The 18,320-nt window shown below is 38.5% G+C and carries 17 protein-coding genes; 14 read left to right on the forward strand and 3 right to left on the reverse strand.

Annotation, left to right across the window (positions count from 1 at the left end; all coding sequences use genetic code 11):
- Positions 1 to 113 precede the first annotated feature (113 nt).
- Together DXD02_RS16410 and DXD02_RS16415 are read right to left on the reverse strand one after the other, a co-directional pair.
- Positions 114 to 467 (reverse strand): DUF4143 domain-containing protein, encoded by a 354-nt coding sequence (locus tag DXD02_RS16410; RefSeq protein WP_055265580.1) that lies wholly within the window; start codon positions 465 to 467, stop codon positions 114 to 116.
- Positions 464 to 670, reverse strand: coding sequence for a hypothetical protein (locus tag DXD02_RS16415; protein WP_416388056.1), 207 nt, complete (start codon positions 668 to 670; stop codon positions 464 to 466). The genes DXD02_RS16410 and DXD02_RS16415 overlap by 4 nt, the downstream gene beginning before the upstream one ends.
- A gap of 319 nt (positions 671 to 989) precedes the next feature.
- Between DXD02_RS16415 and DXD02_RS10095 the strand changes: the two genes are divergently transcribed.
- The 9 genes from DXD02_RS10095 (at position 990) to DXD02_RS10135 (ending at position 10,431) form a co-directional block, all read left to right on the forward strand.
- Positions 990 to 1,751 (forward strand): helix-turn-helix domain-containing protein, encoded by a 762-nt coding sequence (locus tag DXD02_RS10095; RefSeq protein ID WP_118666805.1) that lies wholly within the window; start codon positions 990 to 992, stop codon positions 1,749 to 1,751.
- Positions 1,752 to 1,990: 239 nt separating this feature from the next.
- The gene (locus DXD02_RS10100; protein ID WP_055265584.1) at positions 1,991 to 2,674 is read left to right on the forward strand and encodes a response regulator transcription factor; all 684 of its coding nucleotides are present in this window, start codon (positions 1,991 to 1,993) and stop codon (positions 2,672 to 2,674) included.
- The gene (locus tag DXD02_RS10105) at positions 2,671 to 3,579 is read left to right on the forward strand and encodes a sensor histidine kinase (protein ID WP_118666806.1); all 909 of its coding nucleotides are present in this window, start codon (positions 2,671 to 2,673) and stop codon (positions 3,577 to 3,579) included. The genes DXD02_RS10100 and DXD02_RS10105 overlap by 4 nt, the downstream gene beginning before the upstream one ends.
- A 108-nt stretch (positions 3,580 to 3,687) precedes the next feature.
- Positions 3,688 to 4,368, forward strand: coding sequence for an ABC transporter ATP-binding protein (locus tag DXD02_RS10110; protein ID WP_055265588.1), 681 nt, complete (start codon positions 3,688 to 3,690; stop codon positions 4,366 to 4,368).
- 14 nt (positions 4,369 to 4,382) lie between these two features.
- Entirely contained in the window at positions 4,383 to 6,932 is a 2,550-nt protein-coding gene (locus tag DXD02_RS10115) for an ABC transporter permease (protein ID WP_118666807.1), read from the forward strand.
- Positions 6,933 to 7,074: 142 nt separating this feature from the next.
- Positions 7,075 to 7,614, forward strand: a complete 540-nt coding sequence (locus tag DXD02_RS10120) for an RNA polymerase sigma factor (RefSeq protein ID WP_005348545.1) — start codon at positions 7,075 to 7,077, stop codon at positions 7,612 to 7,614.
- Positions 7,601 to 8,380: a hypothetical protein gene (locus DXD02_RS10125; protein WP_118666808.1), complete on the forward strand. Its 780-nt coding sequence runs from the start codon at positions 7,601 to 7,603 to the stop codon at positions 8,378 to 8,380. Before DXD02_RS10120 ends, DXD02_RS10125 begins: the two co-directional genes overlap by 14 nt.
- The gene (locus DXD02_RS10130) at positions 8,364 to 9,239 is read left to right on the forward strand and encodes an ABC transporter ATP-binding protein (protein WP_118666809.1); all 876 of its coding nucleotides are present in this window, start codon (positions 8,364 to 8,366) and stop codon (positions 9,237 to 9,239) included. Before DXD02_RS10125 ends, DXD02_RS10130 begins: the two co-directional genes overlap by 17 nt.
- Before the next feature lies 1 nt (position 9,240).
- Complete coding sequence (locus DXD02_RS10135) at positions 9,241 to 10,431, forward strand: ABC transporter permease (protein ID WP_055265598.1); 1,191 nt, start codon at positions 9,241 to 9,243, stop codon at positions 10,429 to 10,431.
- A 111-nt stretch (positions 10,432 to 10,542) separates the two neighbouring features.
- Here the strand turns inward: DXD02_RS10135 and DXD02_RS10140 are convergent, their stop codons facing one another.
- A complete protein-coding gene (locus tag DXD02_RS10140; RefSeq protein WP_118666810.1) occupies positions 10,543 to 12,786 on the reverse strand; it encodes a tetratricopeptide repeat protein in 2,244 nt (747 codons plus the stop codon).
- 250 nt (positions 12,787 to 13,036) lie between these two features.
- Between DXD02_RS10140 and DXD02_RS15955 the strand changes: the two genes are divergently transcribed.
- From DXD02_RS15955 to DXD02_RS16115, 5 genes are all read left to right on the forward strand, one after another.
- The gene (locus DXD02_RS15955; RefSeq protein ID WP_015540934.1) at positions 13,037 to 13,162 is read left to right on the forward strand and encodes a hypothetical protein; all 126 of its coding nucleotides are present in this window, start codon (positions 13,037 to 13,039) and stop codon (positions 13,160 to 13,162) included.
- Positions 13,163 to 13,323: 161 nt separating this feature from the next.
- The gene (locus tag DXD02_RS10145; protein WP_243108244.1) at positions 13,324 to 14,196 is read left to right on the forward strand and encodes an Abi family protein; all 873 of its coding nucleotides are present in this window, start codon (positions 13,324 to 13,326) and stop codon (positions 14,194 to 14,196) included.
- 82 nt (positions 14,197 to 14,278) lie between these two features.
- Positions 14,279 to 16,063, forward strand: coding sequence for a recombinase family protein (locus tag DXD02_RS10150; protein WP_226906416.1), 1,785 nt, complete (start codon positions 14,279 to 14,281; stop codon positions 16,061 to 16,063).
- A gap of 161 nt (positions 16,064 to 16,224) precedes the next feature.
- On the forward strand, positions 16,225 to 17,160 hold the full coding sequence (locus DXD02_RS10155; RefSeq protein WP_118666811.1) for a carbohydrate kinase family protein: 936 nt from the start codon (positions 16,225 to 16,227) through the stop codon (positions 17,158 to 17,160).
- A 12-nt stretch (positions 17,161 to 17,172) separates the two neighbouring features.
- On the forward strand, positions 17,173 to 18,297 hold the full coding sequence (locus tag DXD02_RS16115; protein ID WP_118601407.1) for a non-canonical purine NTP pyrophosphatase: 1,125 nt from the start codon (positions 17,173 to 17,175) through the stop codon (positions 18,295 to 18,297).
- The last annotated feature ends 23 nt before the right edge of the window (positions 18,298 to 18,320 follow it).

Genomic DNA, 18,320 nt, shown 5'->3' on the forward strand with positions numbered 1-18,320 from the left:
TTGCATATCATAGAAGAATCTTATTTACAGACTTTTTCTCACAGTCTCAAAATTGCGGTAGGGTTTAGGCTGTGGATTAGATGTTAGCATTTCCGGATTTGGTTCATCGTGAATCAGTCGATACAGCGGATGTTTGATAGTTTTTTCCTCGCCACCGGTACCGGTGTATTGATATACATGGACTCTGTGACCTGAACATAAAGTTTGTCATCTACTTTTGTTGCGATAAAATCCACTTCGGAATTATCCACTTTACCAATAGAGACATCATAGTCTCTACGTAGCAGTTCAAAGTAAACAACATTTTCTATTGCATGTCCGCTATCACGATCCCTGAATCCAAGCAGATAGTTTCTAAGTCCGATATCAACGATGTAATACTTTCCAAGAGTACGTAAGAATTCCTTTCCTTTAATATCAAATCTCTTGATGTCATAGAAGAAGTATGCTTCCAGTAGCGCATTCACATAGGCCTGAACAGTGTGAGCGCTTGGAGTTCATAGTGTTCGCCGGTTTTATCAAATGCTTGCTTGCGTGTGCCACCTAACGCACTTTTGGTTTCTCTTATTTCAAAATCATGGAATGTTAAAAATTCAGAGAAGGACAATGGAAGCATCTTTATTTCTACGCATCTGCCTGATAAATAGGTAGCATATTCAGAGGAGAGCATATAAGCATTCGAACCAGTAACATAAATATCGCAATTGAAATCAACATGGAAAGAGTAAGCATAAACTCATGAAAAAAATTAAGTTTATGCACTGAAATGCAGAAACTATTAAAATTTGACAATTTTTGTATTTTACAAGAAGAGAATGCCTCTATCATTGTAGACAGAAGCACCGGTATTATTTCCACAGCGGATAGCACGGTCGAGCTCATGATGGGGAGATTATTTGATGAATTATGTGCTAATATTCTGCAATTCTACTGCTGGTCGATTGATTTATGTACACTCTCATTATAATATGTGTGCAGGAGGTGGATATATGTATCAGATTAGTAATGAAAAATTCGGTTTATTTGTAACCGAATTAAGAAAGGAAAAGAATTTAACTCAAAAGGATTTGGCTGAAAAATTATATGTATCAGATAAAACAGTTAGCAAATGGGAACGTGGTCTTAGTATGCCCAATGTCGTATTACTCATACCAATAGCTGATATATTAGATGTTACCGTTACAGAATTGTTACGTGGAGAAAAAATAGATACACAGAAAAATATTGATAAAAAAGAAATCGAGGAATTGGTAGTAGGCTCTCTCGATATGGCTGTTAGGAATTCTATTCACCAGCATAGAAAAAACTGGATATTAGCATATTTGTTATGCTTTTTTATATCTATTACAGAAATTATTATGTTAGTTGTATCTGGAAGTTCGTTAGCTGAGATGAAAAGGGATATATTGCTAGTTACCGGGGGAATGCTTTTATTTGGTGCATGGTTTTGTTTCTTTGCAAAAGACATATTACCAACATATTATGATGCCAACAAGATAAATTATGTTTCACAAGGAATTTTTAGAATACATCTAGTTGGTTTATCTTTTAACAATGGAAATTGGATATATATCTGCACAACTTTAAAAATATGGATACTTGCAACAGTTGTTTTATATCCTCTTGCAGGTATTATAATAATCAATTGTTTCAATATAGCTTTATGGGATATTTTGAATAAAATTTTCCTAATTATGATATTAGGCGGTATGGTAGTTTCGATTTACATTATCGGGAAAAAATACGAATAATTAAATTACCTGTTATTGTTGTGGATAGTACTAATTTACAACATTCTTCATGGGAAATATGGAATGATGCAGAAGAGGTTGTGTTAAGAGAATTAGTGTACATTTAAAACGTGGAAAGCCCCTTCGGGAGCTTTTTTCTGTTTATAAGATAATTTCTGCCGGAGATTTTGATTTAATAATTTGATTTATAAAACTGGCAATGATACAATTAGCGTAATTTGAAAGAAAGCAGAGAAAATATGAGTGAAAACTTACTGATTGTTGAAGATGACAAAAAATTAAATGATGGAATACGTCTCGCATTGAAGAATGATTCCTATTTCTTTTATCAGTGCCAGACTTTGCAGGAGGCTAGAGAAATCTTGAAAAAGGAAGATATCACATTGGTTTTATTAGATGTGAACTTGCCGGATGGGAATGGGATTGATTTTGTAAGAGAAATAAGGAAAAACAGTCAGGTGCCGATTATCCTGCTTACAGTAAATAACATGGAAGTAGATATCGTAACAGGATTGGACGCTGGGGCAAATGATTATATTACGAAACCGTTTAGTTTGATGGTTTTGCGTGCAAGAGTGTCTGTGCAGCTTAGAAATAAAGATGCAGTAGTTAAGAATTCTATGGAGTTTGATGGATTCGAGTTCTATTTCGATAAAATGGAATTTTTCAAAAATGGAGAACTTATTGAACTGAGTAAGACAGAACAAAAACTCTTGAAAGTGCTGTGCGAAAACAGAGGAAAAGTAGTGAAGCGAGAATACCTGATTGACGAGGTATGGCAAGGAGATACAGAGTTTGTGGATGCTCATGCTCTGACTGTTGCAGTTAAACGTCTCAGAGACAAATTAGAAGATGATACGCAGAAGCCTAAATATATCAAAACGGTTTATGGAATTGGTTATACCTGGGCGGTGAATGGATGATAGAAATAATTATATTGATTGTAGGAATATTTGTTTTAAGTGGAATCTTCTGGCATAGCATTTTTTATCAGAAAGAAAAAAAGCTTTTGAACCGGCTGCAGCAAATGCTGGATTGTGCTATAGATGGAGAACTGGAACGGACAGAAATATCAGAAGAAAAGTACTCTGCTCTTGAAAACAGCATGAAACAACATTTAGACAGTAGCTTTCTGGCAAGAAAGAACCAACAGGAACAAAAAGAAGTGATACAGAAACTTATTTCCGACATTGCGCATCAGACGTTGACTCCTATTTCAAATTTGAAAATTTATGGTGAAATACTCTCTGAAACAAATCATGAAAATCAGGAGGAGATAGATACCATTTTGGAGCAGACAGAGAAATTAGATTTCCTGATACAATCATTGGTCAAATTATCACGGATGGAGAGTGGAATTATCGCAGTACATTCGGAGGATACTACTATTACACAGATGCTTGAATCCATACAGCAGCAGTTTAGCGTGAAAGCAAGGGAGAAGAATATTACTCTGAGCCTATGTGACACGGATTTGCATGTTCTATGTGATCCAAAATGGACTGTGGAGGCACTCGGAAATATTGTAGATAATGCGATTAAATACACAGCATGTGGGGGAAATGTTCAGGTAAAAGCTGAGCAGAATTCTTTCTTTGTAAAGATTGATATTATTGATGATGGCATTGGAATAGAAAAAGAAGAAATACCAAAGATATTTGGAAGGTTTTATCGGAGTCTGTCAGTGGCAGACCAGCCAGGAGTAGGAATTGGCTTATTCCTTGCAAGAGAGATTATTCAGGCACAAAAAGGGTATATAAAAGTGACATCAGAGAGAGGAAAGGGCTCTATCTTTTCTGTGTTTCTCCCGATATCAAAAAAGGAATAGTATCAAAACTGTGATATTTCAGAAACCGGATAGAGACATTGTTGTGATAAAGTCTGTATTGTAAAGAGCAATACAGGCTTTTTTAAAATATAAGACAGGGAGGAAGACATGAATATATTAAAAACGGTAGATTTACAAAAAATATATGGACAAGGAGAAACAGAAGTCAAAGCCCTTGATGGTGTAAATTTAGAAGTGGAAAAGGGGGAGTTTGTAGCGATTGTTGGAACTTCCGGGAGCGGAAAGTCTACGATGCTTCATATCATTGGAGGATTAGATAATCCAACATCTGGGCAGGTAATTGTGGATGGACAGAACTTAAGCCATATGACAGATGAAGAGCTTACCATTTTCCGACGCAGGAATATTGGTTTCGTATTTCAACAGTATAATCTGGTTCCGATGTTGAATGTATGGGAGAATATTATTCTTCCCGTGAAGCTGGATGGAAAAAAGATTGAAAAGAAATATGTAGATGAAATCATTGATACACTTGGTATTCGAACAAAATTGGAAAATCTGCCAAGTGCTCTATCCGGCGGACAGCAGCAGAGAGTGGCAATTGCGAGGGCTTTAGCTGCAAAACCTGCCATTTTGCTCGCTGACGAACCGACTGGAAATTTGGATTCGAAGACAAGTCAGGATGTATTAGGGCTTCTGAAAGTAACCAGTAAGCGTTTTCACCAAACCATCGTTATGATTACCCATAATGAAGAGATTGCCCAGATGGCAGACCGGATTTTACAGATAGAAGACGGAAAAATTGTTTCAGACAGTGGTGTGGTATAGCAGGGGGCGATTTTATGGTAAAAGTAGAGAATAAAGAGACGTTACGATTATTAACGAGTCGTTTTATGAAAATGAATCGCGCCAGGAATGTTATTGCCGTTATTGCAATCATTCTGACTTCCCTTTTATTCACAAGTCTCTTTGTGGGAAGTGTATCTATGATTCTTTCCAAAAGAGCAACGGAAATTAAGCAGTTTATGGATTCTGCCCATGCCAGTGCACAGAATCTGTCAGAAGAAGATGCAAAGCGATTGCAGCAAACAATCGAACAGAGTGAAGATGTTAAGCGATATGGTTCCGGTATTTTTCTGGGAGCTGGAATGGACGAAAGGTTTGGTTTTTCCGTAGAGGTCCGATATGCAGATGAAAATACGGCAGAAAGTTTTAATTGTCTGCCAACCACAGGAAGACTGCCGGAGAAAGAAAATGAAGTAGCACTTAGCAGCATGGTATTGGAATCTCTGGGAGTTACACCAAAGATCGGGGAAGAAGTAACGCTGACCTGGGAAGTAAATCCCATGCTGAAACAATATAAGACAGATACGTTTCAGATATGTGGATTCTGGCAAGGAGACAAAGCTGTTTTAGGTCAGATGGTCTGGGTATCCGAAGCCTATGCAAAGGAGAATCGTTATCCCGTTACGCAGGAAGAATTAGAAAATGGTATCTACAATGGAGGAAAAGAGTATTTTCTCTGGTACAAGAACCTTTGGAATCTGGAAAAGAAAACGGAAAAGATATCTAAAGCAGCGGGATTTACGAGAGCTGGGACAGGAATGGAAGTCAATCCGGCATATAATCTCTTTGAAGAGGATTCATTTTCATTTTCTTCCTTAATTATAATGATTCTATTTGTTATATTAGCTGGATACCTGATTATTTATAATATCTTTAACATTTCTGTGAAAACTGATATCCGGGCTTACGGATTGTTAAAGAACGTGGGAACAACGGGAAAGCAGTTGAAAAAAATTGTACGTATGCAGGCGTGGAGATTATCAGCTATTGGTATTCCAATCGGATTGCTTTGTGGTTATCTTGCAGGTCTTTGTATGGCTCCGTCCTTGACAGCAGATGCTGAAATTAGTGCACAGGCAGGACAGACTGCTCAGACAGTAGTATCAGCAAATCCTTTGATTTTTCTTGCAGCAGCGCTTTTGACACTTTTAACGGTGTATCTCTCTAGTCTGCAGGCTTGTAAAATGGTGGAAAGGGTATCTCCTGTGGAAGCTCTGCGTTTGGCAGAGGGAGAGCAGTCACATAGGAAAATAAAAAAGAATACTTCTGTAACCTGGTGGGGAATGGCAGTTCAAAATGTGTTACGAAATTGGAAAAAGGGATTGATTGTTATGCTTTCTATCGCTCTTTCTATGGTGGTTGTCAACTGTATCGTGATGCTGGTGCAGGGATATGATTTTGATTCTTACCGAAAAGTGCTTTTAGCTTCCGATTTTCAACTGGATCAGATGACGGGAAGTTTGTTAAATACGAATTTCAACGGTATTACACCTGAAATCAAAGAGATTCTGGACGAATGTCCTGATAGTGCTAAGACAGGATATGTGTATTATTCTGAGGAAACCCACAAGATGGAGCCGGAACTTCTGAAAACATGGGAAGCATTCGCAGATAAATATGAAAAAAACTGGAACGATTATGAAAAACAGGTTTGGGAAGAGGCAAAGGCTTCCAATACAGTAAGTGTTCATTTTCTCGGAATCAGCGAGTCGGTGTTTGACAAATTAGAATGGAGAGGGGAAAAATGCTCTTGGGATACATTTAAAAGCGGAAATTATGTGCTTGTAGATTATGGTAATAAATATGCAGAGCGTCCGGTTTCTTATTATCAGACTGGGGGTATTTTTCAGATGGATTACAAAAATGGAAACCAAAAAGATTACGAAGTCATCGGAGAAGCACTGATGCCATATGCATTGGATTATCCGTATGCGGACTGTATCTATATCACGGTATTGGTTCCCGAAGAGGAGTATATCACCCAGACAGGAAATGAATCAGCCATGTATGCTGCCATTGATGCAAAGAAGGGCGAGGACAAGCAGATAAAAGAATACATTGATAAAAATATTTTGAAAGAAAATGATATGATCAACGTGTTTTCTGTATTGGACATGAAAGAGAGCTTTCAGCGGTATGTCAGTAAATATTATATGATCGGTAGTTTTCTTGTTGTTATTTTAGCTTTTATTGGCATTATGAATTTCTTTAATACAACAGCAACCTCTGTAATCAGCAGAAAAAAAGAACTGGCACTTTTGGAAGTTGTGGGAATGACGAAAAAACAGGTATCGAAAATGCTAGTGACTGAGGGATTCCTATATTTGGGAGGCGCATTTGTGATTGCAGTATTGCTAATTGTATTTGGAGCAAAGCAGATTTTAGTAAATACGCTCGGTACGGCATTTTTCTTCCGGCTGCATCTTACAATCGTGCCATGTGTGCTTATGATTCCAATTTTGGTTGGGATTGCGTATGTGATACCAAAGTATCAGCTTGAAAAGATGAGTCGGGAAAGCATTGTTGAAAGGATTCGGAAAGAATAATAACAATATGTAAATTAGGCGTATGGATTTGATGAATCCATGCGCCTTTTTAGAAAAATATAAATATAAACAAAAGAATCCTAACTTTTTTTATAGTAGGATTGTTATATTATTTAGAAAACAGAGGGAGGCAAATTTGCGAATGGAATACAAAACTGATTCTTTGTTAGTACATCTAGCAAGAGCAGGAGATGAAGATGCGTGTGAAAAACTGGTCAAAAAATATTACTCAAGTATATATCAATATTGTTTGCTACATATCAATGATCCATATGAGGCAGAGGATTTGACACAAGAAGTGTTTACACGTTTCTTTTCCAATTTATATAGATATAAAGAATATGGAAAAGTTAAGAATTATCTTTATACAATTGCCGGAAATACCGTTAAAAATTATTACAAAAAGAAAAAAGATATTCCATCAGAGGAACTGCTAAAATCAGAGGACTGTAGTAAAAATCATGTAGAAGAGCTAGGAGTCCGATTAACTATTGAACAGGCAGTGAGAAAGTTACCGGAAGAAATTAGAGAAACGGCAGTTTTATATTTTTTTCAGGAATTGAAGCAAAGAGAAATTGCAGAATTACTTCATATCAAACTTTCTCTTGTAAAATATCGAATCGGAAGAGCAAAAGAACTTTTAATGAAAGAGTTGGAGGTGAAAAAAGATGAAGAATTATAAGCAACAAATAAAGGAATATAAAGAGGAGATTGAAGAAAAGTATGTAAGGGCTGAAGCAGAGAACAAAACAGTAAAAGCATGTCAGAATATTTTGTCAGAGTCGGTTTTATCGAAACAATCGCATAGAACATCTTATTTTGAATTTTTGTATGAGCAGACAAAATTCATAAAAAAAAGATGGTGGATTTTACAAGGTTGTGTTCTTATGTGTCTATGGATATGGTTGAGTAATTATACGTCAGACATAAAAGATATGATGAGGATTATGGGAATATCTGCCACAATATTTGTGGTTCTGATTATCCCGGAAATTTGGAAAAACAGAAGAAATGGTGCGATTGAGATTGAGCAGGCGTCTTATTACACACTGCGTCAGATTTGTACAGCAAGAATGTTAATGTTTGGAGTAGTGGATCTGGTGATCGTTATGGTGTTTTTGGCAATTACATATCAAACAACAATACTCTCGTTAAGTGATTTGGTGGTTAATTTTTTGCTTCCGGTAAATGTTTCATGTTGTATATGTTTTCGTGTATTGTACAGCAGATGGGAAAAAGCAGAATATATAGCAGTGCTTTCTTGTCTGGTATGGGTTGGTTTATGGATGATGATTGTTGCAAATGATGTTATTTATCAGAAAATTGTAACTCCGGTATGGGTGGCTATGCTGATATTGACTTTTGTATATTTTGTTTTTTGTGTTCAGAAGTCATTAGTATTTGATGAAAAAATTTTGGAGGATTACACGTATGAAATTAGAATTTAAAAATGTAACAAAACAATACGGAGAAGTAAATGCTGTTAATAAAGTGAATTGTGTTATGGAAAAAGGAATTTATGGACTGCTTGGAGTAAATGGAGCAGGAAAGACCACATTAATGCGTATGCTTTGTACGATTGTTCAACCATCAGAAGGACAAATATTATGGAATGGTAAAGATATATGGAAACTAGGAGGTGAATACCGAGAAGTTCTGGGATATTTACCACAGGATTTTGGATATTATCCAGATTTGACCGTATATGATTATATGATGTACATTTCTTCTATAAAAGGGTTAAAAATGCCGTTTGCCAGAAAAAAAGTGAAGCAATTATTAAATCAAGTAGGAATGGAAAAATTCAGTAAAAGAAAAATGAAGAATTTGTCTGGAGGAATGGTTAGACGTGTAGGAATAGCACAGGCGATGTTAAACGATCCGCAAATTCTTGTCCTGGACGAACCTACCGCTGGATTAGACCCGAATGAAAGAATACGTTTTCGTAATTTAATTAGTGAATTGTCGGAAGAACGTTTGGTGCTCTTGTCTACACATATTGTATCGGATATTGAGTACATTGCGAATAACATTATGTTAATGAAAGATGGAGAACTTTTTTATGCAGGTACTGCGGAAGATTTAGTATCTTCTATGAAAGAAAAGGTATGGCAATGTAATGTTTCGAGAAGTATGATAGACAAATATATGAATGAATATTTGGTTGGAAATATAAAAACAACAAAAACCGGAGCAGAGCTTAGAATTATTTCAATAGAAAAGCCAACAGAAGATGCTGTGGCTGTAGAAAAAAATCTGGAAGATGCATTTCTATTTTATTTTGGAGAAAAATCGGAGGAAAAATAAGATGCTTAAATTAGAATTAAAACGAATTTTTTCAAAGAAAATTAATGTATTTGCAATCGGATTGGCATTGATACTTGCTGTCATTTTTAGCGGATTTGCAGTTACAAGTAATCGCTATGTGGATGAGAATGGAAATGCTAGTACTGGAATTATGGCAACAAGAAAACTTACAGATAACAGACGAGCATGGAAAGGTACATTGACAGAAGATGAACTTGGAAAAGTTATAGAACAAAATAAAAATGCGGTGACACAATCCTCAGAAGAAAATGCGATTTACGGAACGACATTACAACCGATAGATGATATTAGGGGTTTTATAATATCGGTATTAACACCGGATGCAGAATATGATGAAAGTGTTCTGAATCAAATTACAGAAGAAAATATACAAGAGTTCTATAACACTTATCATAAAAATATGAAAAAGATGGCAGAAGAATATGGAAAGACTGCTGTTCAGAAAAAATACTTGGAAAAGAAATATAATGAAATAAAATTACCAGTAGAATACGAATCTTATAGTTCATGGGATACTATGATTATGTATGTAGAAACGTATTCTATTATTCTGGCAATCATAGTTGGTTTTATTTGTGCTGGAATATTTGCAGATGATTTTCAGACAAAAGCAGATGCAGTATTTTTCTCTACAAAGTATGGACGTACAAAAGCTGTTAAAACAAAAATACTGGCAGGAATAGTTACGACAGTTATGATTTATTGTATGGGAATTATATTACTTAGTGTGATTTGCTTTGGAATTATGGGAACCAGTGGTATGAATACACCCTATCAAATGTATCAGGCATATAGTATTTACATTATGTCATATGGACAATACTATTTGTTGACAGTTGTATGTGGATTTATAGCCAGTATGCTGGCGGCTTCAGTGTCTATGTTAGTAGCGGCTAAAATGCATACAATTAGTGTCGCTGTTTGCATTCCGTTCTTTTTATATTGCTTATTGCCATTTATAGGACGGGCACTTTCTGGGTATACAACGCTTTTCAATTTGATACCAACAATTTTGACAAATGTACAGGCAAGTGTAAAAGTCCCACTTATTTATCAGATTGGGAATTGTGTATTTCGACAAATTCCGCTTGTAATGGTAATGTATACCGTGATGGCAATAGCCTTACTGCCTTTTATTTATAAGAGTTTTCGCAGATACGGAAATAAGTAAAAATTGTATTCATACTCATGAAAAACAAAGTAAGTAAAATATTTTCTGGAAAAATCAAAGCATAATTTAAAGATTTAAGGCGGGCAAGTTGCCCGCCTTAAATTGCACGTATTATGTTAAAAGACCAGATAGAGTTTTTCCAATGGAAAATCCAATCTGTGGATATAACTCCTGAATCTCCCGATATTTTGCTTCAATCATTTCAGGCTCATCAGCCCAGATCTTTTCATATATTTTGAAAGCTTTTTTAAAATGTGTTTTGGCTTGTGAAAGATTGGCGGTCATCAGATAAATGGTTGCAAGGTTTTCCTGTACTTTGGCATAATCCAGACATTTATCGGAATGGTATTCCTTGATGATGCCGGATAATTTTTGCAATTCGGAGATTCTTCTTTCGGGTTCCTGCTGTTCTGTTAGGAGCATTGCATAATTGGCAATCTGAGGTATGCTGTCATTTATATGAAGCAGGTTAAATTGGTCAAGCAGTGAGATACTTTTTCCCATGTGTTCTCTTGCAAGATCGGGATAACCGTTCATGCGGTAAAGTCCTCCAAGATTGGCATGAAGGTTAGAAACGAGGCGAGCATTGTCAGCAGTGATATTTTCTATCTGGGCAAGTGCATTTTTTTCCAGTTTTATTGCTTTTTCAGGTTGGGTTTCAAGGGCTGCCTGAAAATCCAGTAATAACGCCCGGTCAGAGTCGGTGCCAATGCTTTTTGTCTTTAACAGTACCTTCAGTTCCTGAATGATTTCCTTCATACCTTTGTGATAGTTATAGTTATCCATGTATGGAAATGCATTTTCCAAAAAAAGCAGATACTTTGGCATATCATCTTTTTCAATCAGATCTAAGATATTTCCTATTGTTTGAAATAGCTTTTTATAATAATCTACTTCCATTCCATGCATTAAACATATGTGCTGTAAAGAATCCAGCAATGTGTGGCAACTACTTACAGATGGTTTTGTCTCTGAAAGAGTGATTTCCTGAATCATCGGATGCAGAGAGAGTGTGCGACGTGTTGTTGTCTGAACGAAACCAGTCTCAATTAAATCGTTGATTTCATTTAGTGTGGGCAGTTCCAGCCATTTGGCAAATATACGGGCAGAAATACCGGTGGAAGGAAGAAAGCATAGATTACACATGATATCCTGCTGTTTAAGAGATAAAGTGTATAGAGAAAACAGCGTATGGATATGATTGTAATAGGTGGCTTTGCTGCTTTGTCCATCTTTGATTATTTTAATTTTATCTTCGTTATGGAAAGATGCTTTTTCCGCCTGAAGTCTTGTTAATAACTGGTCTGGAGTCGAGATTCCATTTTCCAGAAGTTTTGCTGCCAGTTCCACGGCAAAAGTATGAGAGTGAACAGTTTCGATGATTTTTTCAACTGTTGCCCGGTACGTGTCTGCCTCTGAATAAAATACTGATGCCAGTTGGAAGAGAGCGTTCATATCTGATATTTCTTTTAATGGCAGAGTACAGTATTCATCCAGTCTGCTTCTGGTTGTAAACAAAATCTGGCAGCGATATTTTAATACTACTGACAGAAAGCTGTCTTGTGTAGCAGTGACATTAAAATTATCTATGATCAACAGAGTATCAGATTTCAGGGAACGCAGAAAACGGTTATGTCTTTGAAACCGTTCCTGTTCAGTGCTTTCCGGCAGATCGTCAATAAAATCCATGTCAGTAATATCCTGATGAAGATTGCCGGTATATTCTACATATAGAATGTTAGTGTAATGATCTTTGTAATGTTTTGCGTAGGCTTTGGCAAGTTCGCTTTTTCCAATACCGGCAATTCCGCAAAGAAAAACATGGCGGTTTTCTTCAAGCATGGTATATAATTCTTCCAGTTCTTTATCTCTTCCGATAAAATGACGGCATGGTTTCGGAACCTCACTGTCCATAATATAATCCAGCACAATGGGTGACAGGGCACCTCCGGCAATTAATTTTTGATTTTTAGTATCACGTTTGATAAATTGTCGCTCCATGCCAAAAGAAATCAGCTTTGCAAGAAAAAGCAGACGTGAGCTGGCTGGTTTGTACAGAGAAGCCAGATTTTTCTTTTTGGCATCGGAGATGGTGTCATCTTGTATAAATAATGTGTATATATCCTGCATAGCCATATTGCAGTCAGACATCAATGGAAGCAGATTCTGGTGAATGGTTTCTGCCAGTTTTTTCTGATTACTGGGTTTGGAATAGTAGGCAGATATTTTGGGACTGATCTTTGCTTGACCGGTCAGCCAACGACAAACCAGACCATTATCCATAGAAAAATCCTGATTTGCCGGATCATCCATAAAATCTTCAAATAATTCGTATAAAAAATCAGGCTGACTCATTTGATTACTTTCGCTGATATGATTTTTTAAGCAAGTGCTAATAGAAGAAAAATCGCATCGATTCAATAGAAATTCCCCTTTCGTAGTTAAGATTAAGTATATCTATCATAACGCGAACATATATTCGATTCAAGAAAATGCGGATATTTTTAAATTGATTGTGTCAATTTACAATCAATTTCTATTCAATGTGGTTTTCCGGCAGGTTCTGTAAAATAAGCTCAGATCAAAACAATGACGGGAGGAGCTTATGCAACAGAATATTGAATTTGAGCGGTGCATTGATTTTCTGGTACGGATGATTGATAAGTACGGCGAAGAAGTCCTCCGGGAGTTGGAGGAAGAAAAACAGAATAAGGAAGAAAAAACAGCATAGAATACTTCTGAGCGGGTATGGCTAAGAATGTTTTGGCGTATTGACAGGACATTTAAAATGACGTATACTAAGCTCAGTGATCGTTCTGTAGAAACTTGCGAAGCCTACAGGCGGGGGAGAGCCTGCGGGTCTCTCCCTCTTTTGTTTTAAGGAGAAATGATATGCAGACACCGAAAAAATTCTCTTCTTTTAGTGATCAGGTTTCCTGGATCAGTGACGAAAAGGGAATAAAAATAAACGACAGAGAATATGCAGAAGAGATGTTACGCCAAATAGGATATTTTCCTCTTATGGGAGGATATAAACATCTTTTTAGAATATCGAATACAAAGAAATATAAAGCAGGAACAAGTTTTGAAGAAATAGTCAGTCTGTATAAGTTTGATGCAGAGCTTAGAGAGTTGTTCTTTAAATATTTACTGCAGGTTGAGCGACAGATGCGTTCTTTGATGTCATACTATTTTACTGAAATGTATGGAGCAGAGCAGAAGCAGTACCTGGATGCTAATAATTATAATCATACAAAAAGAAATCATGCAACAATCGTAAAGTTGATAGCGACCTTGAAACGGGCAACAACGACCACAGATTATACATATATCAATTATTATCGCAAGACATATGGTGAAATTCCATTATGGGTTTTGGCGAATGTACTTACGTTTGGAAATTTATCAAAAATGTTCCGAGTATTTCCTCAATCCTTAAAATCAAAAGTATCAAAAAACTTTGAACCTTTGAATCAGCATCAGATGGAGCAGTTTCTATCGGTTCTCACGAAGTATAGAAACGTATGTGCACATGGAGAACGACTGTTCACATACAGAACGGTAGATGCTATTGCGGATACACCGCTTCATAAAAAACTTTCATTGCCACAGAGTGGGAATCAGTATGAAAAAGGAAAACTGGAAAAATATTACCAGATACCATTTAAAGTAAAGAAAAATCCTCTAAGAGATAGTGAAATACCTATTGTCTTAGAGGATTTTTTTTGTATTAATTATAGGATTGACAAAGAAATGAGTCAATAAGAAAATAAGTATTGAAAATAGTTGGAACAAGTACTAAAATAAAGTTGGGACAATAAAACGGAGTTATACTGCGAGGAAGATTATGAAGAATAAAAAGATTAAATGCGATATATATACCAGAGTATCCACAACCATGCAGGTGGATGGCTACAGTCTGGATGCTCAGAAAGGAAAACTCAAGAGATATGCAGAATTTCAGAATATGGAAATCGTAAATGAGTATTCCGATGAAGGTAAGTCTGGAAAGAGCGTAGAGGGCAGACCGGAATTTCAGAGAATGTTAGATAATATTGAGAATGGAACAGATGAGGTACAGTTTGTACTGGTGTTCAAGCTTTCCAGATTCGGTCGTAATGCGGCAGATGTATTAAACTCTTTGCAGAGGATGCAGGATTTTGGAGTGAATCTGATCTGTGTTGAAGATGGGATTGACAGCTCAAAAGATAGTGGAAAGCTGATGATTTCTGTTCTGTCTGCGGTGGCAGAGATCGAACGAGAGAATATCCTTGTTCAGACAATGGAAGGACGTAAGCAGAAAGCAAGGGAAGGAAAATGGAACGGCGGGTTTGCTCCATATGGCTATGAATTGGTAAATGGAGAATTGCAGATCGCAGAGGACGAAGCAGAGATTATTCGTCTGATCTATGATAAATTTATTCATACAAATATGGGAATTTCTGCGATTGCTGCATGGCTGAACCAGCATGGATATAAAAAGAAAAAACGACAGAATAATACACTGGACGCATTTGCCGCTTCATTTATAAAAGGCGTTCTGGATAATCCGGTATACTGTGGAAAGCTGGCTTATGGACGAAGGAAGAACGAGAAAGTATCTGGTACAAGAAATGAATACCGTATTGTAAAGCAGGAAAATTATATGCTACACGATGGTATCCATGAAGGAATCATTTCGGAAACAGACTGGGAGCTGGCACATCAAAAACGGGAAAAAACAGGTGTGAAATATGAAAAGACACATAGTCTCGAGCATGAGCATATTTTATCCGGAATATTGAGATGCCCGTTATGTGGAAGCGGTATGTATGGGAATGTGAACCGAAAGAAAAAGAAAGACGGAACCTTATATAAGGATTATTTCTATTATGCCTGCAAACATCGTCGCCTGGTAGACGGTCATAAATGTGGATATCGTAAACAATGGAGCGAGGAGAAGATTAATAATGCAGTGGAAGAAGTTATTCGGAAGCTGGTGAAGAATCCTAAATTCGAAGAAGCAATTCTGAATAAAATCGGTTCAAGAATAGATACAGAAGAAATAGAAAAAGAGATTGAAGGATTAGAAAAGCAGCATAAGCAGCTGACAGGAGCAAAAGCAAGACTCGGACAGCAGATGGATAGTCTGGATATCATGGATAAATTTTATGAGAAGAAATATCAGGATATGGAGACAAGGTTATACCGTTTGTATGATGAGATTGAAGGCGTGGAGAACAGTATAGAAGAAGTCAAGAATCGCCTGCTGAATATTCAGCAACAGAAAATATCAGAAGAAAACGTCTATCAATTTCTTTTATATTTTGATAAACTATATGATAAGTTCACCGACCTGGAGAAGAAAGAATTTCTTAACAGCTTTGTAGAACAGGTGGACATTTATGAGCAGGAGCAGCCGGATGGCAGATTCCTGAAGCACATAAAGTTCCGCTTCCCGGTGTATTTTGGAGACAGGGAAATACAGGAACTTTGTTGGAACAACGAAAGTACCGTTGAGACGGTAGTCTTGATGTCAAAACAAAGAAATAAGGACCAGCTTCCAGGTCGAGACGGTGAAATCCGGCAACTCAACTCCCTGCGAGTGTATGGCCAATCAGAGGTCAGAGCGGATGGATTGTGTAGGAGTTGAGCGTTCTTCACTGTCTCAACTGTCGAGACAGTAGCAGAGAGCAGCAATGTAAAAGTGCCTTGCATTATTTGGATGCTGATAAGACAGAAATTTCGTGAAACAGACGAAGAGGCTTGTCTGAAAAAAGAAGGAATGAAAAAACAGGAGAGGAAAAAAGAAACATGGCAGTAAATAAAAATGGAATCGTAGTATTAGGAGCAGTTTTTGTGGATATCAAAGGTTTTCCAGAGGACATCTACGTCCCGGACGGCAGAAACGCCGGCCATGTCGAATACATCCACGGCGGTGTGAGCCGAAACGTGGTGGAGGATATCGCAAACCTGGAACTGCGCCCGACCTTCCTTGGAATCGCGGATAATACCGCACTCGGCGAGGATGTTGTGCGCAAACTGCAGCGCCACAAAGTCAATACCGAATACATGAAAGAAATCCCGAACGGTATGGGAACATGGCTTGCTGTCTTCAATCACAACGGTGACCTGGCGGGCTCCATTTCCCAGCGCCCGAACCTGATGCCGATTCTCGATATTCTGGAAGAAAACGGAGATGAAATTATCGAAAACTGCGATTCCATTGTGGCAGAGATCGATATGGACAAAGAGATCATCAAAAAGCTGGTACAGCTCTGTGAAAAATACGATAAAAAATTGTACGGCGTTGTCAGCAACATGAACATCGCAGTCAGCAGAAGAGATCTTCTGCAGAAATTTGACTGCCTGATCTGCAACCAGATCGAGGCAGGCGTTTTCTTCTCCGATGATTACAGCGAAAAAACACCGGCCGAGATGGAAAAGATTCTCGCCGAGCGTCTGAAAGCGGCAAATGTTCCGGCCATGGTCGTAACAATGGGCGGCGACGGAGCGGTTTATGCGGAAGCAGACGGAGAGAGCGGCTTCTGCCCGGCGCAGAAAGTACAGGTAAAAGATACAACAGGAGCCGGTGATGCGTTCTGCGCAGGTGTTTCCGCCGGTCTGACCTATGGAAAAACGCTTGGCAAGGCAGTTGAAATCGGTACGCGTCTTGCTGCATCCGTCATCACATCGTCGGAAAATGTCTGCCCGCGCTTCCGCCCGGAAGAGTTCGGCATCGAGGCATAGAAGGGGGCAGAAATGAAGTTACTGTACGGAACCGGCAACCCGGCAAAACTCGACGCGATGCGTCACCGCCTTGCCGGTCTTGGGATTGAGCTGATCGGGCTGAAAGATCTTGGCGGTGTTAAGCAGCCAGAGATTATCGAGGATGGAAAAACGCCGCTGGAAAATGCCAGGAAAAAGGCGGAGGCGTATTTCAACGCGCTTCATATGCCGGTGTTCTCCTGTGATTCCGGTCTGTATTTTGACAACGTGGCAGAGGACGACCAGCCCGGCGTCCATGTGCGGACCGTGAACGGAAAGTATCTGTCCGATGAAGAAATGACCGCGCATTACGCCGCCCTTGCAGAAAAGTACGGCGGCCTGACGGGACGCTACAAAAACGCAGTTTCGCTGATTCTTGATGCGGACCACCGCTATGACGCGATGGACCCGTCAATGGAGAGCGCTCCTTTCCGCATGGTCAGCACACCCCATCCGATGAGCAAAAAAGGCTTTCCGCTCGACCGTCTGTCGATCGATCTGCGGACCGGAAAATATTATTACGATCTGAATGAGCAAGAAGCCGCGCTCGATCAGCTTGCCGTGGAAGACGGTTTTCTGCAGTTTTTTGAGCGGGCAATGGAGGAATACCATAAAATGGAACGATATGAACTTCGAACCATCCGCCAGGATGAAATGGAACAGGGCGTTGCCATTGAGCTGGCGTGCTTTCCGCCGAATGAGGCGTGCTCCGAAAAGAGCATGCGCGAGCGGGTGCAGTACGCGCCGGAGCTGTTTCTGGCGGCAGTAGACAAAGAAACCGGAAAAATCGCCGGAACGCTGAACGGACTTGCAACAAACGAGACAAAATTCCGTGATGCCTTTTTCGATGAAATCAGTCTGTACGACCCGAAGGGAGAAAACGTCATGCTGCTGGGTCTCAGTGTCCTGCCGGAATACCGCGGCCAGGGAATCGCCCGCGCGCTGATGGAAGAGTACAGCCGCCGGGAACAGAAAAACGGAAGAAAACAGCTCATTCTGACCTGCCTGCAGGATAAGGTGGAGATGTACAAAAAGATGAATTTCCACGACGAGGGAATCTCCGCATCCACCTGGGGCGGCGAGGAATGGCATGATATGACGAGAAAATTAAACGATTAAGAAAATTTGCAGAGAAAATTTTG

It is taken from the genome of Blautia sp. TF10-30 (genome assembly GCF_003481245.1).
In the GTDB taxonomy this organism is placed as follows: Bacteria; Bacillota; Clostridia; order Lachnospirales; family Lachnospiraceae; genus Fusicatenibacter; species Fusicatenibacter saccharivorans.